Below are 26334 nucleotides of genomic sequence, written 5' to 3' on the forward strand. Positions count from 1 at the left end.
GTCTGAGCTGGTGTCTCTTCGGGTTGGTCAGGCGGCGCGGTGGTACTCGTTGATGGCTCCGCTGAGCACCTTTCGGCGCTGAATCCGGCCCTCCAGCGGCACTACTACGTCCTCATCTTGATCAGGTGGGCGTTGTTGGCGGGACTGGTGCGGGCGGTGCGCGTTGTAGTGCTCGGCGTACTCGTTCAGGACCGATCGAAGGTGGCGGTCGTCGTAGATCAGCATGCGGTCAGTGCATTCGGCTCGGACGGTGCGGATCCAGCGTTCGGCGTAACCGTTGGCGCGGGGCGTCCGACGTCCTTGGACGCCTGGCCACGCCCCAGCAACACCAGCCAGCCGAACACCCGGACCAAGGTCAGATACAGCAGACGAACAGACACAGGCCGCGATCTTGCCCGCACGGCGGCTGGGAGTCAAAGCCGCAGATCAAGCACCACTGATGAGTTATGAAGCGGTACAGGCTGCTCGGTGGTTGCTCGTACGCGTTCGATCCGCCGAGAAGCTCGGGCTTTCCCCACGAAGGCCTGACCATACGCCATCCTGCTAAAGCATGGACAAATACCATATAATGCCGATAGCAAAAACACGCGGTTGCTCGGTGGTTGCTCGCGTGAACGCGGTACGGCACAGCATTTACCGTCACTTCCCGACACGGCAGCGGGGAGAATTCCGGCCACAGCCACAGAAAACAGCACCCCGCGACACTGAACGGCATCGAGGGAACCGACTCATAATCCGTGGGTCGTGGGTTCAAGTCCCACCCGCCCTACCATCTCCACCCAGCCCGAACCTCGTCTCACCTGCACCGTTGCGTTTGGCCTGAGGTCCGGCACGTCCGACTGTCTACGGCCGGTATCGAGTGTCGGCGGGCAGTCCTCCCCAATGCGTACCCAGAGTCCAGCATGGCTTGGATCAGGGGTTCGCCCCGGCGGTATGGTTCTCCCCCTGCTCATCGCCCTACGGGCACGCTGAACCGGGCCCTGATGAAGCTCCCCGCATACTTCGCTGGAATTAGGTCCAAGTCTTCCAGTGAGCCGTTTTCATCCTCGGCGGGTCCCTGCCGATCACAGCATGATCGCGAGTCCGACGTTCGCCTGAAGACGCAGAGAACCCCTGGTAGACGGGTGGATCACCACAATCAACACCGTCACCACCAGAGGTCCGGATGCTGTTCTATCGTGCTGCGGTCGATTTGTCGCGCTCAACGCTGAACTACGTGGCCGGCATCATCCGCCGCCACCGCAAGGCCATCGGCTCCACGTGGCGACGCCTCAACCCCGCCCAGCAGGCCCTACTGGTCCTGGTCTACCTGCGCAAAGGCGAGACCTACACCGAGCTCGCCGCCGGATTCGGCGTTTCGGTCGCCACCGCCTGTCGGTACGTGGAGGAGACCGTCGCCCTGCTGCGCACCCGCGCTCCCAAGCTCGGCCGCGCCTTACGCAACGCCGTACGGGATGGTCTGCACTACCTGGTGCTGGACGGCATGCTCATCCCCACCGACCGGGTGCGCGCCGACCGGCCGTACTACTCGGCCAAGCACCGCAGGCACGGGATGAACATCCAGGTCATCGCCTCTCCGGACGGCAGCATCGTCTGGACCTCCGGCTCGCTGCCGGGCAGCACCCACGACCTGACCGCCGCCCGCACCTGGCGCATCCTGCGTACGCTGGCGCAGGCGGGCGTCCTGACCCTGGCCGACAGGGGTTACCAAGGCGCCGAAGGTCCGGTGGCCACGCCGTACAAGGGCCGCAACAAGCCCCTGTCGCACAAGGCGGCCAACCGCTCGCACGGCTCCGCGGACCGGGCGAACGCGCCAACGCCCAGCTCAAGAGCTGGCGCGTCCTCCGCAAGCTCCGCTGCTGCCCGCACAAGGCAGGTCAGCTATGCAAGGCGATCGCCGTCCTGCAGAACTACGAGCTCGCCTACAGATGAAAAAGCCTCACTGTTACGTACCTTCTGCCTATTGTCGCCATCGCCCTCGGCTGGATCACTCTCAGAGAGGGAATCGCAGGCACTTCGCTCATCGGCACGGCCATAGTGCTCGTGGGGGTGGCTGCGACACGTCAGAGGGTGCACGAAAAGAATACTTAAGTCAGGCGTACGGCGAACATCTCAGATGGCCCTTATAGACCAGATATTTCGGGGACCCTAAAACACAGAGCGGAGTCTATTTTACCTGCGGACTACCGACAAACTACCGACTTCCAATTAGGCCAAGTCAGTCGTCTCCTAGAACAAACCGCTCGATTATATGGCCTATCGAAGACTACATGTTCCCAAGTTGGCTCCAGAAGCCCGTCAACCGTTGGTGCATTGTCGACAAGATATTTTCCGCGTATGAGAGTCTTGTCTTTCGAGACAATAAGTCGCTTCATCCATGCTCGCCCAAGATGGCGCTCAATCCATTCATATTTTTCTTCTACGTTATTTCCATAGGGAGACAGAGGGCTCGTGCATATGTAAACCGAAAATCCGATTGCCAGCATTTCACCAAGGGCGTGGACCGCCCCGTCAACCTCGGGAAGGCTACGAATGAAGCCGCGAGAAGTCAGAATATCATAAATGTCGGCCATGTATTGTTCGGGGTAGTCGTCAGATATCCTCACAGACCGGCGCTCATCAAAATGTATCAGTTTGCGCTCTGGAAATCTCTCACTCCAGGCCACGTTGAAGCCGATGTCGAAGTCGGCAATAACACCATCCATGTCAACCAGAACGACATCAGACATTGTTGTCATCTTCCCTCGTGTCTCAAGTTACAGTGAAGCGTTGAACAGACAATCGAATAGCCATGTTATGCATCGCCTACTCGCCTCCGTCGCTTCATTTGAACCACGCTCAGCAAGTAGTTAAAAATGACTGGCGCGCTTGCCTCAATCTTAATCATTACTCTTTCTCGTGCTGGATTCTTCCTTAAAACAGCAGCCCCCTCCTCTAGATTCCACGGGTATCTTCCAATAAAGACTGTCTCATTATTTACCACGACTCCCCACTCTAGCGGCAATGCGGCGAAGTGGTACACACTTACCGCTCCTATCCGTCCGATCGCGGCCACTCGCCTCCATTCCTCCACCCTTCCTTCAAGTTGACTGACACGAAACTTTATATCCTTTTCCTCACGACAATTATTGCAAACATAGCTCGCATCGGGTACGAGAATTTCCACAGTAAGGCTTGGCGAGTGCGCCGTTTGGAGATGTATTCGCAGAGGCTCCGCCCAGCTCAACGAGTAACCGAATATCGTCAATCGTGTGATACGTGAAGCACGTTTGCCAATATATTCAACTACGTCATCACATGTATAGCCAGCATTCCCGTCTCGCTGCCGAGGCAACCTCTTTCCCACGTAAAGTCGAATAACAAGAACTATCGTCGCGATCGCCAGCAAGAGAGAGGTACGGAAAAGCGAATCAACCCATGCACCAAGTTGACCAGCATCATTGAGATTGGTACCGGAAATCGTCGCCAACGACCTAATGACAGGCCACAAATCAGCCACTGCAAGAGTTATAACACCTACAGCTACAGAAACAAGCGTCACGACAAGTTCTAAGCGCTTCATAGCTCACAAGGCCATTTCCAACGGTTGGCGCACACTTCGACCCCCGCGCCAGACGGCTCTGATTTTCGCTTACCCCTCCTCACATGTCATGTGAGCATGCCCGTCACTCTCTTGGCAACCATAACGGTAGCGCCGAGGGGACTCGCGCGCTCACTGGCAGGCGAATGCGGGCACTGAGGTGGAATTGGTACGTAGCTCGCTACGTATCGAGAGAATGGCTCTCAGGCTTGATCGTTCCCCAACCCCTCCCCACTGAGCCGTGCCGAACGCATCCCCTAGATAGTTTTCGCAGGGCATGGATATGATCGAGCCGCCCTGACTGCCTCTCATAATCCGTGGGTCGTGGGTTCAAGTCCCACCCGCCCTACCACGCCGACCTACGGCTTCACCCGGAACCGTAGTCGCGTCATCTGATCGTGAGTCACGTCGAATCCCGGACCTTGCCGATCTTCCGGTTGGTCGCCCGCACCGCCTTCAGCACCAGCCGCGCGGTCGCGCGGGCGCTGTCGCGGTACAGCTGCGGTAGCACCGAGACGTAGGTGTCGGCGGTCAGCACGATGCTGGCATGCCCCAACGTGCCCTGCACCACCTTCAGCTCGGTGCCCGACGCCAGCGCCAACGTCGCAGCTCCATGGCGCAGGTCGTGCAATCGGACCGGCGGCAGCCCACTCGCACTCACCAGCTTGTGGAAGCGGTGGGTGAGATAGCTCGGCTGCACCGCGGCTCCGCTTCCCGCGGTGAAGATCGGACTGGTCGGTGACCACCGCTCTTCCGGCAGTCGGCGCTGCGCACGCTCGTGGCGGCGCAACAGCCGCACGGTCTCCGGATCGAGTGCCAACGTCCGCCGTCTGGCCGCGCTCTTCGGCTCGCACAAGGCCTGGCCGCGCTCTTCGGCTCGCACAAGGCCAGCCCCTCGTCGGTGTGCACCAGCTGATGGGCGATGGTGAGCTCACGCCGCTCCAGATCGAGGTCCACCCAGCGCAGCCCGGCCACCAGCCACCACAGCACGAACAGCGGATCCTCACGTGCAAAGCACAGGAAGGCGGCCAGCTGCTCGACCGTCCACACTGCTACCGTCGGACGCTCTCCCCCGCGCCGCCAGGCCGCCTCCCGACGAGCTGTCCACACCACTGGATGCGTCCGCACCGGCGACGGCAACCGGACGCCCTACGCCGGGTTGACGGCGGTCAAGTCCTCACGCACCGCGTGGTTCAGCGCCGCCCGCAAACTTCGCCCGGATCCGCTCCAAAGTGGAGGCGCTGATCGGCTGGCCGTACCGATTCCGCCGCCGCCCCAACGCCACGAACACCCGCGTCACGTCCCGCCGGGACAACTCCGCCAGCTTGACCCGGCCCAGATACGGGATCAGATGCAGCCGCACGTGATCCCGGTAGGCCCGGTGTGTGGTCGGCCGCAACCGCGACTCCACCACCGACAACCAGTACCTCAACCACTGCCCCACCGTGCACCCCGCAGAGAGCGGCCCATCTACCTCCGCCGCCAGCAACTCACCGCCCGCTGACCGCGCCGCCTCAGCACTCGCGAACCCACCACGCCGAACCCGCTCCCGCCGGCCCGACGCCCCCAACCTGAACCGCGAATCACCAGCTCCCATGCCCCACCTCGGCCAACCGGCCGAAACGGCCACCCAGCCTCCTGCCGCTGACCACGTCGCTGCATCCGCACCGCTTGTACACCACGCAATGCCTGACGTCGCTGCCCGACATCGCCTACCTCCAGGTCCGCCTCAAAAGCAACGCACGAGCCGAGCAACAATAGACCCAGACAACAGGAACGTTTAGGTAGGCAACACACTGGTGGCGGGAGGGCCGGGAGCCGCCCCCGCCTCGATCAGGGTGTACGACGTCAGCACCGCCACGGCCACCCCGCGCGGTGAGATCTGCACCGACACGTCCCTGCGGGACCTCGCCCTCGCCGACCACGGGTCAGCGGCACTGTCGGCGCTGGCTGACACCCACCGGTTCGACGCCTGGGAGACGACGACCCACGCCTACGACAGCGGCGAACTGAGCGAGCATGGCCTCCCCACCGCCATCGCGGCCAGCCCGCGCAAACGTAGCGGTGTCCGAGGAGTCAGGTGCACAGGACTACCTCAACCGAATCAAAGCCTACTTCCAGGCACAAGACGCTGTTCGAGAAGGACGAGCCGCTACCATCTGGGACGCACCGGGCGTCTTCGCGAACGCTCCAAGTGCGGCGAAGCTCTCGCTCCTGAACGCCCCGCTTGTTGAACAGCGCGAAGCCATGGCGCAACGAGGCACCACCCGCACAGCATCAGCGGTCGAACTATCTAACCCAGCCATTCACGCGATGCTGAACGGAAACGTCGAAGTCACCGTTAGCGTGAAGCGCGCCTGGACCGAACAGGACTCTGGAAGTACTGTACGCGCTGGACGGTCGCCTCGAGACGGTGGTCATAGCAGATCACGAGGCGCTCGCCAGTCCCTGCCTTCGAATTGACGGGGGCCAGTTCTGCGATGTCGACCGCGTTCACCAGAGCCTGCAACTCCGACTCGAAGCGGAGATCGAGCGGGTACGGCTCCTTTGCGGCGCCTAATCATTTTTAGCGAGTCGCCTTACGGCAGACTCGGTGGTTGGTAGCCGTCTGGCGGGTGCGCAGTTGGGGTGCCTGGACTTGGAGACCTGGAGAAAGACAGTGCCCCCGCTGGTTGGCCGGGGAAGTTGATCGCTTCTGTGTTCCCACCCGCGCAGCCGCCACCTCCGGCCCAAAGTTCCGGTCAGCGAAGGGCTCTCTCCATTGACCGGTAGGGCCGGGTCGGCCACACCAGCCAGTCAATCCTGTCTTTGGTCGTCGCGGTGCAATCGGTCGCGAACCGAAAGAACCAGGCTCGTGATGAGAAGGGTCACCGACACCAGTACGAGTGCGAACGTGCCCGGTGGGACGTCCGGCAGTGTGGAGAAGATGAACGCCGCCGTCACGAAACAGAGCACCGCCGCCGCCATGCCCAGTGCCTTGGTAAGAGGCCGAAGTCGTCCGCCGGGCTTCATTGGGATCCCCAGGTGACGACTGGATCTCCCTGATGCGGTACGCCTCGATATATGTACGGCGGGGTGATGGTGACCTTAATCCAGATGCCGTGGTTGTTCCTGTTGAGGTAGCCCAGCGCGCCGCCGGCCAATCCGGCTATGACCCCTACGACGGTGCAGATTGCCGACAGCGGCAGCCCGATCACAGTTGCCGCGGTAGACAAGGCGCAGACGCCGGCCGCTCCTCCCACCGCGAGCAGCATTCCCGCGATCAACCACGTGTCGGCGTTGTTGAGGGAGTACGTGCAGATGGAGCCGTCCTTATTGCATTGCCTACTGGTCACGCCGTCCTCCCCGGTGCACTTTCCTTCACTACCCGCCGCCTTGGCGCACTCCATGTACGAGTTGTGGATCCATGCGCAGTCCGGCATCGCATACTTGTCGATGCACCGGAGCTTCGCCTCCTGGACTTCCGAGCAGAACTGGTCGTTGTGCTTTCCGTACTTCTGCGACGAGCGGCATGTCAAATAGGACTCCGCATACGACTCGCAGTTCACGTGGCCTTGCTCCGTCGTGTCCCGGCACTTCCCGTACGAGGAGGAAACCGGCGTGCAAGTGTCCTTGTTGTTGGATTCGCGGCACTCCCGGTAGATCCGCTCGCTGTTTTCACAGATATCTCTGGCCACGGCGCGGTTCGCGCTGTGTCCTGCGCGGCAGGTCTGGTAGATGTCGCTGCCCTCCCCGCAGGTTTGTCTGCCGTTGCCTCCCGCGACGCAGCTGGCATACACCATTGCCCCTTCCCGGCATTCGCCGCGCCCATACTTCGCGGAACGGCACTCCTTGTAGTCATCGACCGTGTACGTGCAGGTCCCATGCTCGTAGGGCTGGTGCCGGGCGCCGTTGGCACACTCCGCACGGACCTCGTTCTGCTCACACTTCGACATACTGCCGTTCTTGCGGCAGCCGAGGTACGTGGACCTGTGGACGGCCGACCCGACCGGCGCCCGCTCGTGTCGTAGCCGAACGATGTGGTGATCGTCTCGGTAGCCGAGACCGGTTCCTTGCGTTCGATCATCCAGTCCGCGGCATCGAATACTTGAGTGGTGGCGTGACCTTCCGCGGAGGTCTGGCTGGTCGGGTTGCCGGCCAGGTCGTAGCCATACTTCAAGGTGCGCACCCCGAGCATCGGTGGAGGTGATCAGATCACCGGCTGCGCTGTAGCCGACGCTGGTCTTGGGATCGCCTCGCCTGGACAGGTGACGTCCGGGATCTGGAGCCTGCCGTCCACGCAGCCGAGCTTCTACGCGTACGGCGGCGACCCGGAGTCGCGGACGTTGCGCCTGGAGGCGCAGGTCGAGCACGACCCGTCGGTGGCGACGCAGGGTACGGGTCCATTTCGTCCGAGGCCGAACCTTGCCCGGCCCAACACACCCGCACCTGTCCGAGCACGCCGCATGGCCACGCCCACGCTCCCCGCAGACCAGGCGCATCCCCGTAAGCGCCGCATAAATAACGCCACAGATATACACAGAAGAGTCGAACCAGGAATAGGCCTTGACAAGGTGATCACTGGTGGTGCAGCAGGCCGGAAATAGTCCCAGCCAAGGGGATTCGGCCAGCTCATGCACAGGAGCCCTAAAATCGAAGTGTGACGTACATCACACAGGAATTCTTGATTTCCTCAAGGGGGTGGACGAATTCTGTAGCGTCCCCGTCACCATGCGTCTCACCTGGCCGGCACCCGCGCCTGCGCGAGGGACTCCGGGGCGGGCAACCAGACAAGAAGGCGCGGTCCGTTATTTTGGCGGAAAGCAGCTGAGGCATTCGCGTGGAGGTGGAAGCATTCGGTCCCCGCGCTTACCGGCTGCTCACGACAAGGGCGGGACCGATTTTCTCTACGGCATCAAGGGTCACGCGAGCGGTTCAGAGCCGTTTTCGAATTCCGATGTCGTCGCGCCCGTTTATGGCCCAACGAGAAGAACAACACAGGCGAACGGCTGACACCCTGATTCGATCATCACAGGTGGCGCCACGCCGAAGAATTCTCCGTCAGTGCAAGTGGGCACTACGTACAGATGGCGGTCAGCGTGCTCGGCACGTGCTCCAACACCTGGACGAAGGGGTAAGCGGCACATAATGGTGATGGTCAAGAACACATGGTTGCTCGGTGGTTGCTCGCGTGTACGCGATGCAGCACAGCACCCGTCATCACGTCCCGACACGACGGTTGGGAGAATGCCGTCCACAGCGATAGAAAAGGTCACTCCGCGACGCTGAGCGACACTCAGGGAACCGACTCATAATCCGTGGGTCGTGGGTTCAAGCCCCACCCGCCCTACTCACCAACACCGCGTCCGACCTGGGCTTTCTCGGTTTCAGTCGGCCTCTGATCGCGTTGTTGATCATGCTTGGCTGCTCGGTGGTCGCTCTTGCGTACGGACCGTCGGCCCCCGGAGCGGCACCCGCAAACGGCAACTTGCCGCCGGCAACACCATCAGCCGCAGCACTGGCGGAGGCCAAAGCGGCCGAATCGGGACACCTCACCCTGGATGGCACCGTGATCCGCACCGACCGGATCAGCACGCCCGGCCCCAACGGGGCTGACCTCTGGTGGAGCGGGAAATATGAACACCACGGCGGCAACATCCAGGTTCTGTCCGATCCCAGCGAGAACGTCAGCCCGGCCATCCGCACCCCGGCCAAGAAGCCCAAGAACGCCCAGCTCACCGATGAGCAGAAGGCATACGACCAGGTCATCCGCGGCGTTCATGCCATCGCCGAACGGGCGAACTCCCTGCTCAAGACCACATGCAAAGCGTTGCGGCGAGCCAGTCTCGATCCCTGGCGGATCGGCGCGATCGTCGCCGCCGCGCTCGTCATCCTCCGTCTCGGGCACAGCAGGCACGCCTGACCGTAGATCACTCTCCTCGGTGATCCGTTACGCGGAAAGGCTCAATGGCTCAGTGGCAGCGCCCTCGCCGGGATCACATCGCAACTCGTACCCGGACGGAGGCCGCCGTCGGGGGAGGTGCCCCAAGCTCTTCGACGGGTATGTCGATGGCAGGCTGAGTGGTGAGACTCGCGCGTTCGATGCGATCGAGGCGGAACCACCGGATGGCCTCGCGGCGGTGGCAGCGCGCCAGGAGGAACCAGTGCCCGGCCGTGAACGCGAGCAACTGGGGGTCAACCCGGCGCGTTGTCTGCGCACCGTGACGATCGCGGTAGTGCAGCGAGAGGACCTTGCGCTCCTGAAGGGCATGTTCGATCGCGTTGCGTCGGCGCGAATCAGCCGCCTCGGTCGTGCTGTGGTCGAGCCAGATGCGCTCGGTCAAGTCGTCCGCGTACCGCCGCGCCTGCGGGTCCATCACCGCCAGCACCTTCACCAGGGCGGCTCGGGCCTGCCTGTCGAATGGTTGTCCACGGTGTGCTGCGATCGCCGCAGCGAGCGCGGAGGCTTCGGCGGCGGTGAAGTTCACCGGCGGCAGGGTGGCGGCACGATCGACGACGTATCCGCCGATCCGGCCCGTGCGTGCCCAGACTGGGAAGCCGCCCTGCTGCAGAGCGGAGATGTCGCGCTTGACGGTGCGGACACTGATCTCGAATGCGGTGGCGAGCTGTTCGGCAGTGCGGCCTCGGGGACCGGCACGGCGGAGATCTTCGCGCATCGCGTAGAGCCGGTCGGTGCGGTTCACGCATAAATGGTGCCATAACGGTGACATCCAGCGTCTCCAGAATCGGAGCATGACACAGACGCGAGAACCCATCCTGTTGTTGAGCGGTGCCGGTCTTCCCGTCTGGATCTGGGATCAGGTGCGCGAAGAACTCGCCGCATCGCACCCGACGGTGGTCGCTGAGCGACCGCGTCATGATCGCGCTTCGCTCACGGAATACGCCGCCGCGGCACTGGATTCGGCACCGTGGGAGCGATTCGCGATTGTCGCGCACTCCAGTGGCGGGCCTGTCGCAGCGGAAATCGTCACCCTCGCACCTGACCGGGTGGGCGCGTTCCTGGCGGTCACGGCCGTCGTGCCGAAACCGGGACGCAGCTTCGTCACGTCGATGCCGTTGCCGAACCGGCTCGTGCTGAGCCTGGTGATGCGGCTGGCCGGCACCCGACCGCCCGATGCCGCTATCCGGCGAGGCGTGGCCGGCCGGGTCGACACGGAGACGGCCGATCGCATCGTGACGGAGTTCAAGCCCGAGTCTGTGCGTCTCTACCGGGACGCGCCGCAAGGCGGCGGTTTTCCCGAACGCCGAGGCTACCTCTCCACCAGCCAAGACGCTGCGCTCCCGATCGGGCTGCAACAGCGATTCGCGCGCAACCTCGACACGAGCTGGAATGAATCCCTCGACAGCGGACACCTACCCATGCTCGAAGCACCCGCCGCTCTCGCCCGGCGCATCGAGAACTTTCTCGCCAGAAGACCCGGTTGACCAAGAGCCCGGACAACGCTGGGCCGATCATGACACCTGGGTCTGGACCGGCCTGAACCCATGAGGCATCGGAAAGATCGTCGCCGCGGCTCTCGGGCTCCTACACTTCGACCACACCGCACAACATGACAACGTTCAGTAACTAATCCGTTGCGCGGAATGACTCATTGCGAAAGAAGAGATGAAACTATCCCTTTTGTCCCTCGTCGGTACGGGCGCCGTTCTGCTCGGCGTCGTGGCGACGGCCGTCATCCCCGCCTCCGCCGCCGCCGAGGAGACCCTGCGTACCGTGGCGGCGGCCCGAAACCTGCGCATCGGGGCGGCCGTCAACGACCGCGCCCTGGAGACCGACAACGGCTACCGCGACAAGCTCAAGTACGAGTTCAACAGCGTGACCCCTGAGAACGCCATGAAATGGGTGAACGTGGAGCCCGAACCCGGCGTGTACACCTGGGCCAGGGCGGACGCCATCGTCTCCTTCGCCCAAGAGAACAAGCAGATGGTCCGCGGCCACACCCTGGTCTGGCACGGCGGTCTGCCCACCTGGGTCAGCAACGGCTCACTCAGCGACCAGGAACTGCGCGCCGCGCTCCAGCGGCACATCCAGACCACCGTCAAGCGTTACGCCGGCCGGGTCGCCGTATGGGACGTCGTCAACGAGGTCCTCGCCGAGGACGGCACCCTCAGGCAATCCATCTGGCTCAAGCGCCTGGGCCCCGGCTACATCGCCGACGCCTTCCGGTGGGCCAGGGCCGCCGACCCCTCCGCCAAGCTGTACATCAACGACTTCGGCGCCGAGTGGAGCACCCCCAAGCGGGCCGGCCTCTACAACCTCGTACGCGACCTGCGGGCCCAGGGCGTGCCGATCGACGGCGTCGGCTTCCAGACCCACTCCCTGATCCAGGACCCGATGCCCGACACGACGCCGCTGACGCAGCTCAAGAGCACTCTGCAGTTGTTCGCCGGGCTGGGCGTCGACGTGGCCGTCACCGAGCTGGACGTCCGGCTCAAGCTGCCGGTGGACGAGGGCAAGCTGGCCGCCCAGGGCGAGGTCTATCGCCGGGCCGCCGGGGCGTGCCTCGCTGTCGCCCGCTGCGTGTCGCTGACCATGTGGAGCCTCACCGACAAGTACTCGTGGGTGCCGTCCGGGGTTCCCGGCTGGGGTGCGGCCCACCCTCTGGACGAGAAGCTGGGCAAGAAGCCCGCCTACCTCCAGCTGCGGTCCGGACTGACGGACCGGGACTTCACCTCGAACGCCGTCGCGAGCCACTCCGGCAAGTGCCTGTCCTTCTCTGGCACGCAGGCCGTCCAGGCGGTGTGCGGGGCGGACCAGCGGCTGCTGTTCCGCCGCGTGGCGACGAAGACCTACCAGATCTCCGACCCGTCCGGAGACCAGTGCCTCAAGGTGGGGACCCCGAGGGCGGGGATCCAGAACACCCTGACCCGCGCCCGGTGCGCGCCCGGGATCACCGACTACCAGTTCGAGCTGCGTCCGTCGGGGGACGGGCAGCAGCTCGTGTCCCTCAGCAACTCCAGATGCGTCGCCGCCAAGGACCAGAGCACCGCCGCGGGAGCCGTCCTTGAACTGGTGCCGTGCTCGGGCACACCGGTCTGGCAGCTGGCCGACATGCCGGGACACCCGTAGCCGACCGGCCGCCTCGACTCCACCACACGGCAGGCCGCGGCCTCCAGGGGCGCGGCCCAGGGGCAGTTCGCAGCTCCGGCCGGGTCAGCCACTCCCGCTACACCGGCGGGAGGTGCGGAACCCGCCGGAGCGCTCCAGGAGAAAGGCCGGCCTGGCCGCTGCGAGAGGCATCGGCGCCGAGTCTGTCGTGATCCATGGTCGATGTCTCATCGCGGACTCTCACGCGCCGGCCGGGGAGTCAGATGACGGATCTCCGCGGAGATCGTGGGCCGTGATCCGGTACCCCACCCCGGGCGTGGTGGTGATGGCCGAGGGCTCGCCGAGTTTGCGGCGGAGGCGGCCGATGGTGACCGTGACGGTGTTGGTCAGGGGGTTGGCGTGCTCGTCCCACACCTGTTCGAGCAGGTCCTCGGCGCTGAGGAACGCGGGAGCGGCGCGGAGGAGGGCTTCGAGCAGGGCGAACTCCTTGACCGACAGATCCAGGTGGCGGCCGTCGCGGGTGACGGTACGACGCAGCGGGTCGAGCTCGATGCCGGCCGCGCGCAGCGTGCGGGGCCGGGCGGCAGGCTGGCGGCGGGCCAGAGAGCGGATGCGCAGCACCAGCTCGGGGAAGTGGAAGGGCTTGGCCAGGTAGTCGTCGGCGCCCATGGTCAGGCCGGTGACGCGGTCGACGGGCGCGTCGGCTGCGGTCAGCATCAGGACCATGACGCGGTCGTCCCGTTGAGTGATCATCTGGCAGAGGGTGTCGCCGTGGATGCCCGGCAGGTCGCGGTCGAGGACGACCACGTCGTAGGCGTTGAGGTCCAGCTTGGCGGCGGCCTCCAGGCCGTCGTGGGCCACGTCCACGGCCATGCCCTGATCGCTCAGACCTTCGACGAGCACGGCGGCCAGGGAGCGGGCGTCCTCCACCACGAGCACCCTCATGCCGCGACCTCCGCCGGCACGGCCGCCGCCGGCAGCGAGATGGCGACGCGGAGACCGCCTTCTGGCCGGGCCCGCAGGTCGAGGGTCCCGCCGTGTGCGGCGGCGATGGTCGCGACGATCGAAAGGCCGAGCCCGGAGCCGTTGCCGGAGTGGGTACGGTCGGCGCCGAGTCGCTGGAAGGGCTGAGCCAGCCGGTCGACCTGATGCTGGTCGAGGAGGCGTCCGCCGGTCTCGACGACGAGCTGAGCTGTTGTGCCGTCGGTGGTGGCGGCGAGGCGGATCCAGCCGCCTTCGTGGTTGTGGGTGATCGCGTTGTCGATGACGTTGTCGATCATTCGGGTGAGGAGTGTGCCGTTTCCCTGCGTCCACGCGCTGTCGTCGACGACGCCCGCGGAGTGGACGGTGAGGTTGCCGGCGGTGATGTCGGCGGCCCGGGCGTCCAGGGCGTCGGTCGCCAGATGGCGGAGCGAGAGCGTCGTGCGGTCGGTCAGGGCGACGTGCTGGGTGCGGGCGAGCATGAGGAAACCTTCGAGCAGCCGGTCGACCTGGTCGAGCTCGGTGCGGAGCCGGTCGGCCAGCGCGGCGGTCTGCACCGGTACGGGCTCCGGCTTGGCCAGAGCCACGTCCAGGGACGCGCGCATGGTGGCCAGCGGGGTGCGGAGTTCGTGGGAGGCGTTGGCGACGAACCGGCGTTGTGCGGCGAATGAGTTCTCCAGTCGTTCCAGCAGTTCGTCGATGGTGTCGGCGAGATCTTTGACCTCGTCGGCCGGGCCCTGGGCGGCCAGCCGCTCGTGCAGGTTGTCGGCGGAGATCCGGCGGGTGGCCGCGGTGATCATCCGTAGGGGGCGCAGCACCCGGCCGGCGATGAGGCGGCCCAGGACGAGCGACAACACGGCCATGACCGCGAGTGCCAGCGCCGAGCCGATCAGGAGCTGGCGTGCCTGAGCCGCGTGGGTATCCGACAGCTGAGCCTGGAGCCATGCGATGCGATCGGTGGCGGCGGCGAGCGTGGCCGGCTCGACCGGCAGGGCCTCAGGGGGCGCCGACCGGCTGACTCGCGTCCCTCCGAGGCCCACAAGATTGGTGATGGCCAGCAGCCCGACGGCGGACAGCAGGAACATGGCACCGTACAGGAGGGTGAGGCGCAGTCGTACGGTATGCGCCGGTCGTCGCCACTTTCGCATGGGTCCAGGATGCCGTGCCGGACCTAACAGCGATGTGACAGCCTCGGTTCGGCCCGTGTTAGAGCCGGGTCCGTACAACCGATCGCATGCGAGCAACCATCGAAGTCAGCGGGCTGCGCAAACGATTCGGCCCGACCCTGGCGCTGGACGGCATGTCGTTCACCGTGCTGCCCGGCCAGGTCACCGGGTTCGTCGGCCCCAACGGGGCGGGCAAGTCCACCACGATGCGGGTGATCCTCGGCTTGGACGCGGCCGACGAGGGCCACGCGCTGATCGGCGGACGGCCGTACGCCAGCCTGCGCAACCCGCTCACCCACGTCGGCGCGCTGCTGGACGCCGGGGCTCTGCAGCCGAGCCGCACCGCGCGCAACCACCTGCTGTGGCTGGCCCACTCCCAGGGCCTGGACGGCAGGCGGGTCGATGAGGTGCTCCAACAGGTGGGGATGCGGTCCGCCGCCCGGCGCAAGGCGGGCGGCTTCTCGCTGGGCATGCGCCAGCGGCTCGGCATCGCGGCCGCGCTGCTCGGGGACCCGCCGGTGCTCATGCTGGACGAACCGGTCAACGGCCTTGATCCCGAAGGCATCGTGTGGATGCGCGGCTTCCTCCGGTCGCTGGCCGGCGAAGGGCGGGCTGTGCTGGTGTCCAGCCATCTGATGAGCGAACTGGAGGACACCGCCGACCATCTCGTGGTGGTGGGCAAGGGCCGTGTCGTCGCCGACACCAGCGTGGCCGATCTCATCACGACCGCCTCCCGCGGCCGGGTCACGCTGCGGACGGCGGCGAGCTCGGCGGCGATGTCGGCGCTGGGCCACGCCGGCGCCACGACGGCCGTCACCGATCGCGACACGATCGTCGTCTCAGGGCTGCCGCCGGAGCACATCGTGGCCGTACTCAACGCCAATGAGGTGCCGTTCTCCGAGGTGGCGACGCACCGGGTGACGCTGGAGCAGGCCTACATGGACCTCACCGCCGACGCCGTCGAATACCGGGGAGCGGCACGATGAGCACCATTTCACCCCGCTCCTCACCCCGCTCCTCACCCCGCCCGGAACCGCAGGCCGGGCGCGGGGGGTTCGGGCGGTTGCTGCGCGCCGAGTGGACCAAGTTCAGGACGGTGCGCGGCTGGGTGGTCGCCCTGACGGCAGCGGCGCTGGTCACCGTGCTGCTCGGGTTGTTGTCGGCGTCCAGCAACCACGCCTCGTGCGGCGCCGGTCCGGTCGAGGTCGCCTGTCCACCGCCTCCGACGGGGCCGGACGGCGAAGCGGTGGACGACAAGTTCTACTTCGTGCATCGGCCGCTGGCCGGGGACGGCGGCATCACCGTCCGCCTCACCTCCATGACCGGCAAGATCCGTAAGCCCGACGTCACCCCAGGGGTGCGGAACGAGGTTGCCGGGCTCGTGCCGTGGGCGAAGGCCGGAGTCATGATCAAGGAGAGCACCGAGCAGGGCTCCGCGTACGCGGCGGTGATGATGACCGGCGCGCACGGGGTGCGGATGCAGCACAACTTCACCCGCGACATGGCCGGCCGGCCGGGCGGCGTCTCCCCGCGATCGCCGCGCTGGCTGCGGCTGACCCGCGCCGGCGACACCCTCACCGGGTACGAGTCCGCCGACGGCACGCACTGGACCGAGATCGGCACCGCAGCCCTGGCCGGGCTACCGGCGACCGTCCAGATCGGGTTGTTCGCGACCTCCCCCGGGGATCTGACGGTCACACAAGGGGATCTCGGCGGGTCCGTCGCGGCGGCCCGCTTCACCGAAGCAACCGGCGAGTTCGACCAGGTCGAGCTGCAGGGCAACGCGTCCGGCGCATGGCGCAACGACGACATCGGCGTCACCGTCGCGCCCGACGGGGCCGAGCACCACCCGGGCCGCGCCGGCCGGTCCGGCGGCACCTTCTCGGTCACCGGCGTCGGCGACATCGCGCCGGCCATCGAGGGCCCGACCCCCGAACGTCCCCTCAGCAGCGCGCTGACCGGGCTGATCCTGGTGATCGTGGTGGCGGTCATGTTCATCACCGCCGAGTACCGGCACGGCCTGATCCGCATCACCCTGCTGGCCGGCCCGCGGCGCGGCCGGACGCTGGCGGCCAAGGCGCTGGCGCTCGGCCTGGTCACCTTCGCCGCCGCCCTGCCCGCCACCGCGATCACCTTCACCGTGGGCGGGCGGATCCTGCGCGACAACGGCAACGCCGTACTCCCGGTGTCCGGGCTCACCCAGGTGCGCATCGTGGTCGGCATGGCGGCGCTGTTCGCGCTGGCCGCCGTGCTCGCCCTCGCCCTCGGCGCGCTGCTGCGGCGCAGTGTCGCGGCGGTCATCACCGCCATCGCGGTGATCGTGGTCCCGCACGTCCTCGCCACCACCTCGGTCCTGCCCGACAGCGCGGCGCAGTGGCTGCTGCGCCTCACCCCGGCGGCCGGCTTCGCCACGCAGCAGAGCATCCCGCAGTACGGGCACGTGCTCGGCCATTACGCGCCCATCGCCGGGTTCTATCCGCTGCCGCCGTGGGCCGGTCTGGCCGTGCTGGCCGGATATACCGCGCTCGCCCTCGGCTTGGCCGTCCTTCGACTCCGCCGGAGGGACGCATGAGACATCCCCATCGGGACCTCTTCCGGTGCCGCGGGAGAAGCGCGTGAGAGAGCACCTGCATGCGGAGTGGACGAAACTCCGTACCCTGGCCGGCACCGGCCGGCTGCTGCTCGCGATCGTGGTACTGACCGTCGCCGTCAGCATCGCGGCCTCCGCCGTCGTGTCCTGTGCCTCGCAGGGTTGCGGCTACGACCCCGCCAAGATCGGCCTCTTCGGGGTCCAGGTGAGCCAGGCGGTCGTCGCCGTCCTGGCCGTCCTGGCGATCACCGGCGAATACGGCACCGGCATGATCCGCCTCACCCTGACCGCCATGCCGCGCCGGACAGGCGTCCTGGCCGCCAAGGCGATCATTCTGGCCGGCCTGACCCTGATCGCCGGGAGTGTCGCCGTGCTCGCCTCCGCGCTGGCCGCGCGGCGCATCCTGCTCGACAACGGCTTCCCCGCCGACGTGCTCCTCCTCACCAGCGGTCCCATGCTGCGCGCCGCCGTCGGCTCGGTCCTCTACCTGGCGCTGATCGCCCTGTTCAGCGTGGGGGTCGCCACCGCCGTACGGGACTCCGCCACCGCCATCGGGGTCGTACTCGGCCTGCTCTATCTCTTCCCCGCCCTCATCCTCATGATCGCCGACGATGACTGGCAGCGGCTTCTCTGGCAGATCTCCCCGATGAATGCCGGGCTCGCCATCCAGGCCACCACCGACCTCGCCGGTCTCCCCCTCAGCCCATGGGCCGGCCTGGGCGTACTCGCCGCTTGGGCCACCGCGGCGCTCCTGGCCGGCGGGCTGCTCCTACGCATGCGCGACGCGTAGCCGCCGGCCGGATCCCGGGCGACACGTCCGGCTCCAGAGAGCCGGACGTGAGCCGGGGGACGTCAGGAGATGGTGAGCGTGCCGTTCGCGTTACGGGCGCACGTGACGATCGTGCGGGGCGCCGCGGCCAAGGCGCCGGTCAGGCACTGGCCGAGGACCGTGTGGCCCGCGACGTTGGGGTGCCACGACTCCTGGCAGGTCTGGAAGTAGGTGACGCAGGTGTTCGCCGCCCGCTGGATGCCGATCTTGTCCCAGCCGGACAGGCTCGTGATGAACGTGCCGGACGGCCCGTCCTGTACCCGGACCGGCGTCGCCAGCGCACCCGCCGGGCTGCCGGGGTTCTCGCAGAGCCGGGCCCCGTCGAAGGCCTTCTGGACGTCCAGTACGCGCAGGTCGGCGGCCGGGCGTTCGGCTGCCAGCGTGGCGTACGCGTTCTTGACCAGGGAGCCGAGGTTCTGGGAGAACACGTGCCCGGGGACGAGGCTCGCACGGTGGATCGGGCACCCGGCGGCGTAGCGCTCGGCGCCGAGGGCGCGGAACTTGTCGCGGGTGTCGGTGCGGCCGTCCTCGTCGTAGTACTGCGGGGCGATGTCGGGCGGCAGCGGGTTGGTGTAGGTCTGCAGAATCACCTGGTGGGTGCCGTCGGCGTCGATCTGGTCGAGAGTGTCGAGGATCTGGCGAAGGGCCGCGGTGGTCTCGGTGGTGGCGGCGGCGACCTCGGTGTCGGTGGCCAGGTCCGAGGCGGTGCAGGGTTTCTGCGGCACCTCGCCCTTCAGGTAGGCCCAGAACTCCCACCAGCCCGTCCAGGCGTCGGCGATGAACCGGTTGGCGCACAGCGTGGCCACGTCGCCGAAGGTGAACTGGGTGTTGTTGGAGCCGAGGCCGACGAGGACGACGTCGATGTCGTACGTCTGCGCGAGGGCGCGCAGCTGATCGAGTTGCGCGGCGACGGTGCGGCCCTCGGGCCGCACACTGGCGGGGGCGGCGATGTCGGCGGGCTGGGCGCCGGAGCACGCGAGGTTGAAACGTTGCTGAATGCCCGGGAGCGACGCCTTGAACACCGAGGCGTTCGCCGACCGGTGACAGAAGTAGGCGTTGCTGTTGGCCGCCGACCAGCCGGGGAAGGCCTGTGCCGTACCGGAGGCGTCGACGACGGGCTGGTAGTCCCCCGCGCCCTCCCCGCTGATGAAGCTGTCGCCGAGCGCGACGGCGGCGGTGGGCAGGGCCGCCTGCGCCGGTCCACTCTGCACGGCCTGGATGCCCGCCGCGCTCACCAGGAGCATGACAACCGCGGCGGCACGCTGGAGGAACCCCACAACCGCCTCATTTCCTACTAAATAAGTACGAAATTCGCATGTGTGGATCACAACACGCCGCACCAACGGCGTCAACATGCCCACCCCGGCAAGAGCAGCCGAACGAGCGCGGTGAGGCCCTGTGCGCGAAGCTGCGCGCACAGGGCCTGATCCTCCAGCGCAGGTCGTACGCAAACATCGGGTTAATCGATGCGGGCGGCGGCTACCCGCAGGTCACCCGCCAACCTGCCCATGATGGTGGGAGTGGGTAATAGCCGGCCAGCAGTGACGGGTTCACGTCCACAGTGGCCATGGCACCAGACCGGGCGACGCCCGGGGAGTTCGCTCTGCTCGAATGCCTGCTCGCCGTACCCGGCCTGGTCGTCTCCGCCGAGGAACTTCGGGGAGGCGTGCGAGGGCACGACGCTTGTGGAGCAGGTCAAGGGCTCGACCGAGCGGTTCGCCCGCCGCGCACCGAGACTGCGCCGCTCGCACCCGACGCCGTGCAGGTCGCCGGCCGTTTCCACGCGCAACCTGTGCGACGCGGTGAAGAAGTGCGTCCTGCCGCACCGCGCCCGCCTGCCCGAGTCAGCCGGCGAGTCTGAGCAGCCGCCGTCGGTTTCGCTACTCTCCCCTGATCAGGGTCTTCACGGATTGGAACGCCCGCTTCAACGCCGCGGACTTCAACCGTGGACCACGGGCTACCGGGCTGTCTGACGGCCAGAAGTCCGGGGGTGGGGCGGGTCAGCTGCGTTTGCTGCGCCAGCGGGAGGTGCGGAAGCCGTCGGAGCGCTCCAGGAGGAAGGCCAGCCGGGCCGCTGTCTGGCGTACGCCGTCGTCGTGCCGGTGGCGTTTGTCGGGAGCGAGGCGGGAGCGCAGGTCGAGGATGTGGGCCAGCTGCCCGGCGACCTCCGAGACCACCCGGTAGCGGATCCCGAAGGAGTGCAGGTCGCCGTGGACGTCGTCGACCAGGTCCTCGTCCACGTGCCGCAGCAGCGGCTTGAGCTTGACGAGCAGTTTGGCGTCCATCCCGGCCACGGGCGCCTTGCGGCGGCTGTCGTCGGCCGGCATGGCGACCAGGGCGCGGACCCGCGTGAACGCCAGCGCCCGCTCGGCGTCCGGAGTGGAGGGGTGTTCGGCGAGGTCCAGCAGGCGCCGCAGGGTCTCCTGCGTTTTGTCGTCGAACATGACGACAAGTCTATTCACTCCAGCTCGGACGCTGCCCGTCCGCGCCGACGCGAGCCATCTCGGGACAGACGCTGGTGCGAGTGGAGGAGAAGTGGCGGGTTCGCCGTCCCGGCCGCCTGTAGCGGCGACTGCGGGTGTGACCCCGTGCCTGGCCCGCGCCGTCGCGGGCCAGGTGCGGCGTCAGGTGGAGAACGGGCGGACGTAGATCAGGTTCTCGGCTCCCCTGCCGTACGTCGTCAGCACCGGGGTCGCGTCGGCCCGGCTGCGGTCCAGCAGCGCCTGGTGGAACTGGCGGTAGTTGCCGGTGAAGCCGCCGCGGTCCCAGGCGGTGATGATGTTGTAGGTGAACAGGCTGTACACGCTTCCGGCCGGGGTGGTCTGCGCGTCGTTGCAGGCCGACAGGGTGATCATGGTGGCCTGGATCTCAGCCTGCTCCTTGGGGCCGGCCGCGTCCCGGACGGAGTCGTAGAGGTCCTGGCTCTTGTCGTAGATCCCGGTCAGGGAGTCGAGCAGCTTGCCCTTGCCGGTCGTACCGTCGGCGTAGAGATCGGCCAGCACCTCCAGCCCCTCGCCGACGGCGAGAGGCGCGAGAGGGGCGAGGTCCGCGCCGTCGGCCGCGGGCGCCGGCGGCAGGTCCTCGTCCAGCTGGGAGCGCAGCTCCTCCTCGGTCAGCGGGACGGCGCTGTACGCCTCACCACCCGAAACCACGCTTCTGAAGCTCTCCTCGTAGGCCGTGGCGGCCTTCTCCATCTGGTCCAGGCGCTCGGCACGCCGCTGCCGGCGATCCTGCTCCACGCCGAGGGACCCGATCTTCTTGGCCGCCGTGCCGCTGTGGCAGGAGTCGAAGACGCCGATGATCCGCACCCCCTGCTGCAGCTCCGCCACCAGCGCGTAGAACTGGTCGTCGACCAGCATTCTGTCGTGGAAGCAGAAGGTCTCGTCGAGCCCGTCGGCCTCGGCGTCCGAGCCGGTGTCGGGGATCTGCGAGCCGTGACCGGAGAAGGTGAACAGGAGCGTGTCGCCGGCGAACAGGTTGACCGCCGCGTAGCGCATGAACGCGCTGAAGTTCGCGACGGTGGCGTTCTCGTTCTCGAAGATCGTGGCGCGGTAGCCGAGGGCCTCGGCGAGCGCCGCCATCCCGCGCGCGTCGTTGACGCAGGAGGAGAGCGGGAACGACTCGCCGTAGTGGCCGGCGTCCAGTCGGTCCACGCCGATGTGCACGCTGATCCCGATCGGCTCGCGGTTCACGGCGGTCGAGTAGATGGCGTCCAGCTGCACGATGGTCTGCTTGCCGACGACGCCGTCGGCGAACAGCCCGTAGTCGCGCTGGAACGCCTCGACCGCCGTGGCGGTGCGCGCGCCGTAGAAGCCGTCGGCTTCCACGGGCAGCATGTAGGACGAGTTCAGGTCGGCCAGCGCGGTCTGTACGGCACGCACCGCGCTGCGCTGCGTCTCGCCCCGGCCCATGGGCTTGTCGTTGCTCGCCACGAGTTCCAGGCGGGCACGGGTGTCATCGGTGGGCGTCACGGTGAAACGATGCGACGTCAGCACGGGGACCACTCTTCTTTCTGATCGTGGGAAGGTCACCAGGTGTAGGCGGGGTTCGGGCGGGGTGAGGACGGCAGCTGCGCGCAGCCGAACCCCACGACCAGGCACTCCGACGGCGCGGACGGCACGGGGGTGGCGGTGCCGAGCCGGGCCAGCTTCCTGATCCGGTCGATCTGCTCGATCCAGTCGGCACGTCTCAGTACGGGCGAACCCCACGAGACCGGCCGGGGCGGCCCGATCACGACCGGCGGCCGGTCCACCCGCGGCAGCGGACCGCCCATGACACCTGGCCGGAGGCCGCCCACGACGCCCGGCCGTGGGAAGGCCGGGCCGTCGACCGGCGGGCGCGCGACGATCGGCCGGGACGGCCCGCTCACCCCTTTGCCGCCGCCGGCCTGCGGGCGTACGACGTAGACCGACTGCACGTACCCCGGCATGCGCCCGGCGCCGCCGAAGCCGTCGGAGACGATCTCACCGGGCGCGAGCCGCCAGTCGTCCGCCTCGTAGAGGCTCGCGGAGAACCAGGGCCGGCCGAGCTCCAGCACGGTGTGGCCGAACTCGCAGGTCCCCTCGGCCTGGCTGCTGAGGAAGGTGCCACCCAGCCCCGTCAGCTCGCCGGGTACGGCGGCGCGCAGCTCGGAGAAGGAGACCGCGTTCCTCGCCCAGGTCGCCTCCTGGACGGCGGCCAGCGGCGCGAAGTACGTCGGCGCGAAGCTCACCTCCCCCGCCCTGGGCAGGGCCTCCTCCGCCAGGTCGCCGCGCTCGCGTACGGCGTCGTCGACCGACGAGCGCCGGGCCAGCCGGGCCAGCAGCGCCAGCGCGCTCTCCACCTCGGACTTGAACCCGAGCACCAGCCAGTCGGCGTACGCCTGTTCGATCTCGTCGGCGGGCCGCCGGTCCAGCTCCAGCCGGTCCACCACGGCCTTCATCTCGCGGTAGGCCAGCAGCTTCTCCGAGATAGCCGGCCGTCCCGAGGCGTCGGGCGGGTAGAGCAGCGCCCGGGCCCGAGCCAGCGCCGCGGCCTCCTCGGGAGTCAGCGGCTCCAGCGCGAACCGCATGCCGGCGAGCGTCTCCCGGTGGACGATCCAGAGAGCACGCGCCGGACCGTACGGCTCGGCGGGGCGACCTCGGCGCGGGACGAAGTTGGCCATCAGCGCGAAGTCGGCCTCCACCGCCGGATTCTGCCGCGTCACCAGCGCCTCCAGCAGTGAGGGCTGGATCGGCAGCGGCCGCGGCGGCACCGACAGGAAGCCTGGATAGGTTCGACGGGCGTCGATCCAGGCGGCGATCGCGACGTGCATGCCGTCGGGGAGCATCGGTGGTCAGAGCCACTTCTTGACGTTCGGCGAAGGGTCGGGGCCCATCGGGGTCAGCGCGCTCATGAAGGCCACGAGCTGCAGTCCGCGCATCGTGATCGAGGTGTCGGTCAGGTCGAAGGCGGACTCGCGGCTGACCCGCGACTGGTGGTAGCCGCCGCCGACCACGAAGGGTCCGATGGCGACCGCGCCGCCGGCGACGATGTCGTCGCGTTTGGTGTGCATATAGCCGGCCAGGTCGCTGGAGTGGAAGGTGAGGTTGCGGACGAACAGCGCCTTGGTCGGGTAGCCCACCAGGGCGCCGGCCGGCTGCTCCGCCTTGCCGTCCGAGAGCCGATCGGTACGGTACCTGTCCACGAACTCGGTCTTGAGCCGCCAGCCGCGCGAGGCGAAGAAGCCGGGGTTGAACCACGGCCGCACGATCTCGACCTGGGTGTACTCGAACTCCATGCCGAACGTGCTGGACTTGAACCTCAGGTCCGTCTCGGTCTGACCGGCGCTGCCGCCGCCGGAGAAGTTGACGATCCCGAGGGGGAAGCCCGCGTGCGCGGCGCCGCCCCGCGAGCTGGCGGTGTACTGGCTCGACGAGTGCAGCTCAAGGTTCTTGAACGTGGTCCAGCCGTCGTTCCTGGCGAAGCTCCCCGGCACCACGGTGGCGGGGAAGAAGGGGTAGCCGAACGCGCCCTGGACGTTGTCCTCGATCGCGTCGACGTCGGAACGGAGCTTGGCCACCCACTGCACCATGCTCGTGCCGAGGATCTGGTCGAGGACGGCCTGGGCCCGTTCGACGTCGTTCTTGTAGCCCTGTGCCTCCCAGTCGGCCCTGGCCCGCTGGGCCCGCGAACGGTAGATCCCGCCGCTGCGCGACCACTCGATGAGGTCGGCGGCCGATCCCGACTGGGAACGGGCGAGCCTGCCGGCGTAGTCGATGACGGCGTTCTCGTAGCGTGTGCGGTAGTCGGCGTACGTCTTCAGGATGCGCGACTCCTGGATGACCGTACGCTTCTCGCCGGTCAGGAAGTCGGTCGTCTCCACGGTCTCCTGGAGCAGGGCGCGCATCTTCTGGATGAGCGCCAGCTTCTCCGGGCTGAGCTCGTCGTCGGCCACCTCGCAGAGCGAGAGCACGTCGCCGTAGACCTGGGAGAGGGTACGGCCCTCCTGCCCGTACACCACCTGGGCGTGCCGCTGTCTGCCCTGGTCACGGTCGAGCCGCCAGCTGTGTTGCGCCGGGCCGGGCTGGACGAGGGGGATGAAGTCGACGAGCCTGGACCAGTTCTCCCAGGTGCCCAGGAGGAACCCCTGGTACATGGCCTTCGCCTGTTTGATGACCTCCTCGCGGGCGATTTCGGGGTTGTCGCCCTGGATGGTCTCGGCCAGCTTCCTGAAGAAGTCGAGGGTCAGCGGCGACGGACCCGAGAAGGGGCCCGCGACGGCGAAGTCGAATTCGCTCGGGTGGAAGACCATTCCGGGTTGGATGAAATTGATGACCATGTTGCCGGGCAGGGGGATTTCCGCGTCCCCTCCGGTGAGACCGGAATAGAGCTCGTCTATCACCCGAGCCATCATGTTCTTGAGATCCATCGTATGCTCCCGCCCCTGGTGAAACGATGGTGGCCTCAACACAAGCACTCCAGCGGGAGTGTGCCAACGTCCGATTTGTGACACGCCGCCGGGCGCTTTCCCCCTGGTTCGTCTACGACTCTCTCTTCTCATTCGTGCTCTGATGCCGACCGACGACAAGCCGTCCGGCAGGCGGCGCGGAACCCCCGAGCCGCCCCGGCGAGGGGCTGAAATGTGATATGATCATTTTGTCATGAGTAGTCATGACAATTCCCAGCCTCAGATGCTTCTCGCCGGAGACCCCGACGGCCCCGTGGCCCGGTACGCCGCAGCCATGAACGCCGGTGATCCTCACGCACTCGACCAGGTCTACGAGGACGGCGCGGTCCTCGTACCGGTGCCCGGCCATCCCGTCACCGGCCCCGCGCGCCTCGCCGCCAACCAGCACCTGCAGAGCTTCGGGCTGCCGATCGAGGCCCGTACGAGGCACACGTACGTGGCCGGCGACATCGCCCTGCTCGTCGTCGACTGGTCCATGCGCGGCACGGCAGGCGACGGCAGCGAGATCGACATGAGCGGCACCGCGACCGACGTCGTCCGCCGCGGCCCCGACGGCCGGTGGCGCTACGTCATCGACAACCCCCACGGCACAGCCTGACGGATCCCCCTCCGACCCGGATTCCTCACATACACTCCTGCATGTCGCGCTGGGCCAGGCCCGGACCCGGACCCGGGCCGGGCGCCGTGCACCACCGCCGACATCCGATGCGGCCGAGCCGGCAAAGGACATATTTATGATCACCCATGTCAACGTCGCCGTCATGTACGTGGCCGACCAGCAGCGGTCGGTGGACTTCTATGTCGACAAACTCGGCTTCGCCAAGACCGTCGACGCCGAGATGTGGCCGGGAGCGCGCTGGGTCGAGGTCAGACCGCCGGACGGGCAGACCTCGATCACCCTGCACAGCGCGGAGGCGTTCGGCAAGAAGCCGGGTGAGGGCGCGTACCTCACCTTCGCCTGCGACGACATCGACGAGACGGTGCGTCAGTTGCGCGCGGCCGGCGTCACCGTGACCGACCCGGTGAAGGAGCCCTGGGGCACCTACATCAAGGCCACCGACCCGGACGGCCACGAGGTCATGATCTCCAAGAAGTGACAGGCCAGGGCGGATCCCTACGGACCGCGGCCCCGGATTCGCTGAGGGCGTGTCCGGGGTCGTGGACACGTGGCCGGAAAATGGTTGGACGGGATGACGCGCGGGCTTGTAGCT

At 67.1% G+C, this 26334-nt stretch carries 21 protein-coding genes and 2 pseudogenes; 9 read left to right on the forward strand and 14 right to left on the reverse strand.

What is annotated here, in order from left to right; all coding sequences use genetic code 11:
- Window positions 1-27: 27 nt before the first annotated feature.
- Complete coding sequence (locus IEZ27_RS17945; RefSeq protein WP_189648236.1) at window positions 28-417, reverse strand: integrase core domain-containing protein; 390 nt, start codon at window positions 415-417, stop codon at window positions 28-30.
- A 748-nt stretch (window positions 418-1165) separates the two neighbouring features.
- On the opposite strand from IEZ27_RS17945, the pseudogene IEZ27_RS17950 reads away from it, so the two are divergent.
- A pseudogene (locus tag IEZ27_RS17950) lies at window positions 1166-1932 on the forward strand (transposase family protein).
- A gap of 251 nt (window positions 1933-2183) precedes the next feature.
- Here the strand turns inward: IEZ27_RS17950 and IEZ27_RS17955 are convergent.
- The 5 genes from IEZ27_RS17955 to IEZ27_RS53960 all read right to left on the reverse strand — a co-directional run bounded on the left by IEZ27_RS17955 (window position 2184) and on the right by IEZ27_RS53960 (window position 7515).
- Entirely contained in the window at window positions 2184-2729 is a 546-nt protein-coding gene (locus tag IEZ27_RS17955; RefSeq protein ID WP_229824079.1) for a 5' nucleotidase, NT5C type, read from the reverse strand.
- 1254 nt (window positions 2730-3983) lie between these two features.
- A complete protein-coding gene (locus IEZ27_RS17960) occupies window positions 3984-4463 on the reverse strand; it encodes a tyrosine-type recombinase/integrase (protein WP_189648238.1) in 480 nt (159 codons plus the stop codon).
- 294 nt (window positions 4464-4757) lie between these two features.
- Window positions 4758-5177 carry an N-terminal phage integrase SAM-like domain-containing protein gene (locus IEZ27_RS53955; RefSeq protein WP_229824080.1) on the reverse strand — a complete coding sequence of 140 codons (420 nt, stop codon included), beginning with the start codon at window positions 5175-5177 and terminating at the stop codon, window positions 4758-4760.
- A 1199-nt stretch (window positions 5178-6376) separates the two neighbouring features.
- Entirely contained in the window at window positions 6377-6547 is a 171-nt protein-coding gene (locus IEZ27_RS17970) for a hypothetical protein (RefSeq protein ID WP_189648240.1), read from the reverse strand.
- Window positions 6548-6588: 41 nt separating this feature from the next.
- Complete coding sequence (locus tag IEZ27_RS53960) at window positions 6589-7515, reverse strand: hypothetical protein (protein WP_229824081.1); 927 nt, start codon at window positions 7513-7515, stop codon at window positions 6589-6591.
- 1553 nt (window positions 7516-9068) lie between these two features.
- Here IEZ27_RS53960 and IEZ27_RS17985 point away from each other — a divergent pair.
- Window positions 9069-9482: pseudogene (locus IEZ27_RS17985) on the forward strand (transposase family protein); the annotation flags it as partial.
- Between the two features lie 73 nt (window positions 9483-9555).
- Here IEZ27_RS17985 and IEZ27_RS17990 read toward each other — a convergent pair.
- The gene (locus tag IEZ27_RS17990; protein WP_189648243.1) at window positions 9556-10263 is read right to left on the reverse strand and encodes a helix-turn-helix transcriptional regulator; all 708 of its coding nucleotides are present in this window, start codon (window positions 10261-10263) and stop codon (window positions 9556-9558) included.
- A 49-nt stretch (window positions 10264-10312) separates the two neighbouring features.
- Between IEZ27_RS17990 and IEZ27_RS17995 the strand changes: the two genes are divergently transcribed.
- Window positions 10313-11005 (forward strand): alpha/beta fold hydrolase, encoded by a 693-nt coding sequence (locus IEZ27_RS17995; RefSeq protein ID WP_189648244.1) that lies wholly within the window; start codon window positions 10313-10315, stop codon window positions 11003-11005.
- A 181-nt stretch (window positions 11006-11186) separates the two neighbouring features.
- Window positions 11187-12650, forward strand: a complete 1464-nt coding sequence (locus tag IEZ27_RS18000; RefSeq protein ID WP_189648245.1) for an endo-1,4-beta-xylanase — start codon at window positions 11187-11189, stop codon at window positions 12648-12650.
- Between the two features lie 219 nt (window positions 12651-12869).
- Here the strand turns inward: IEZ27_RS18000 and IEZ27_RS18005 are convergent, their stop codons facing one another.
- Window positions 12870-13574 carry a response regulator transcription factor gene (locus tag IEZ27_RS18005; RefSeq protein WP_189648246.1) on the reverse strand — a complete coding sequence of 235 codons (705 nt, stop codon included), beginning with the start codon at window positions 13572-13574 and terminating at the stop codon, window positions 12870-12872.
- Entirely contained in the window at window positions 13571-14758 is a 1188-nt protein-coding gene (locus IEZ27_RS18010) for a sensor histidine kinase (RefSeq protein ID WP_189648247.1), read from the reverse strand. Before IEZ27_RS18010 ends, IEZ27_RS18005 begins: the two co-directional genes overlap by 4 nt.
- 86 nt (window positions 14759-14844) lie before the next feature.
- Here IEZ27_RS18010 and IEZ27_RS18015 point away from each other — a divergent pair, with 86 nt between their 5' ends.
- From IEZ27_RS18015 to IEZ27_RS18025, 3 genes are read left to right on the forward strand one after another with little or no spacing between them, the layout of a single operon-like run.
- Window positions 14845-15762, forward strand: coding sequence for an ATP-binding cassette domain-containing protein (locus tag IEZ27_RS18015; RefSeq protein ID WP_189648248.1), 918 nt, complete (start codon window positions 14845-14847; stop codon window positions 15760-15762).
- Complete coding sequence (locus IEZ27_RS18020; protein ID WP_189648249.1) at window positions 15759-17348, forward strand: ABC transporter permease subunit; 1590 nt, start codon at window positions 15759-15761, stop codon at window positions 17346-17348. Before IEZ27_RS18015 ends, IEZ27_RS18020 begins: the two co-directional genes overlap by 4 nt.
- 43 nt (window positions 17349-17391) lie before the next feature.
- Window positions 17392-18156 carry an ABC transporter permease subunit gene (locus IEZ27_RS18025; RefSeq protein WP_189648250.1) on the forward strand — a complete coding sequence of 255 codons (765 nt, stop codon included), beginning with the start codon at window positions 17392-17394 and terminating at the stop codon, window positions 18154-18156.
- 62 nt (window positions 18157-18218) lie between these two features.
- On the opposite strand, the gene IEZ27_RS18030 is transcribed toward IEZ27_RS18025, so the two are convergent.
- The 5 genes from IEZ27_RS18030 to IEZ27_RS18050 form a co-directional block, all read right to left on the reverse strand.
- Window positions 18219-19472, reverse strand: a complete 1254-nt coding sequence (locus tag IEZ27_RS18030; protein ID WP_229824082.1) for an SGNH/GDSL hydrolase family protein — start codon at window positions 19470-19472, stop codon at window positions 18219-18221.
- A 723-nt stretch (window positions 19473-20195) separates the two neighbouring features.
- On the reverse strand, window positions 20196-20639 hold the full coding sequence (locus IEZ27_RS18035; RefSeq protein WP_125647854.1) for a hypothetical protein: 444 nt from the start codon (window positions 20637-20639) through the stop codon (window positions 20196-20198).
- Window positions 20640-20819: 180 nt separating this feature from the next.
- On the reverse strand, window positions 20820-22166 hold the full coding sequence (locus IEZ27_RS18040; protein ID WP_189648251.1) for a caspase family protein: 1347 nt from the start codon (window positions 22164-22166) through the stop codon (window positions 20820-20822).
- A 56-nt stretch (window positions 22167-22222) separates the two neighbouring features.
- Window positions 22223-23488: a hypothetical protein gene (locus IEZ27_RS18045; RefSeq protein WP_189648252.1), complete on the reverse strand. Its 1266-nt coding sequence runs from the start codon at window positions 23486-23488 to the stop codon at window positions 22223-22225.
- Window positions 23489-23509: 21 nt separating this feature from the next.
- Window positions 23510-25084 (reverse strand): hypothetical protein, encoded by a 1575-nt coding sequence (locus IEZ27_RS18050; RefSeq protein WP_189648253.1) that lies wholly within the window; start codon window positions 25082-25084, stop codon window positions 23510-23512.
- 232 nt (window positions 25085-25316) lie between these two features.
- On the opposite strand from IEZ27_RS18050, the gene IEZ27_RS18055 reads away from it, so the two are divergent.
- The gene (locus IEZ27_RS18055; RefSeq protein ID WP_189648254.1) at window positions 25317-25721 is read left to right on the forward strand and encodes a YybH family protein; all 405 of its coding nucleotides are present in this window, start codon (window positions 25317-25319) and stop codon (window positions 25719-25721) included.
- Window positions 25722-25857: 136 nt separating this feature from the next.
- Window positions 25858-26220 carry a VOC family protein gene (locus IEZ27_RS18060; protein WP_189648255.1) on the forward strand — a complete coding sequence of 121 codons (363 nt, stop codon included), beginning with the start codon at window positions 25858-25860 and terminating at the stop codon, window positions 26218-26220.
- Window positions 26221-26334 lie beyond the last annotated feature (114 nt).

Source organism: Nonomuraea spiralis (assembly GCF_014648435.1).
In the GTDB taxonomy this organism is placed as follows: domain Bacteria; phylum Actinomycetota; class Actinomycetes; order Streptosporangiales; family Streptosporangiaceae; genus Nonomuraea; species Nonomuraea spiralis.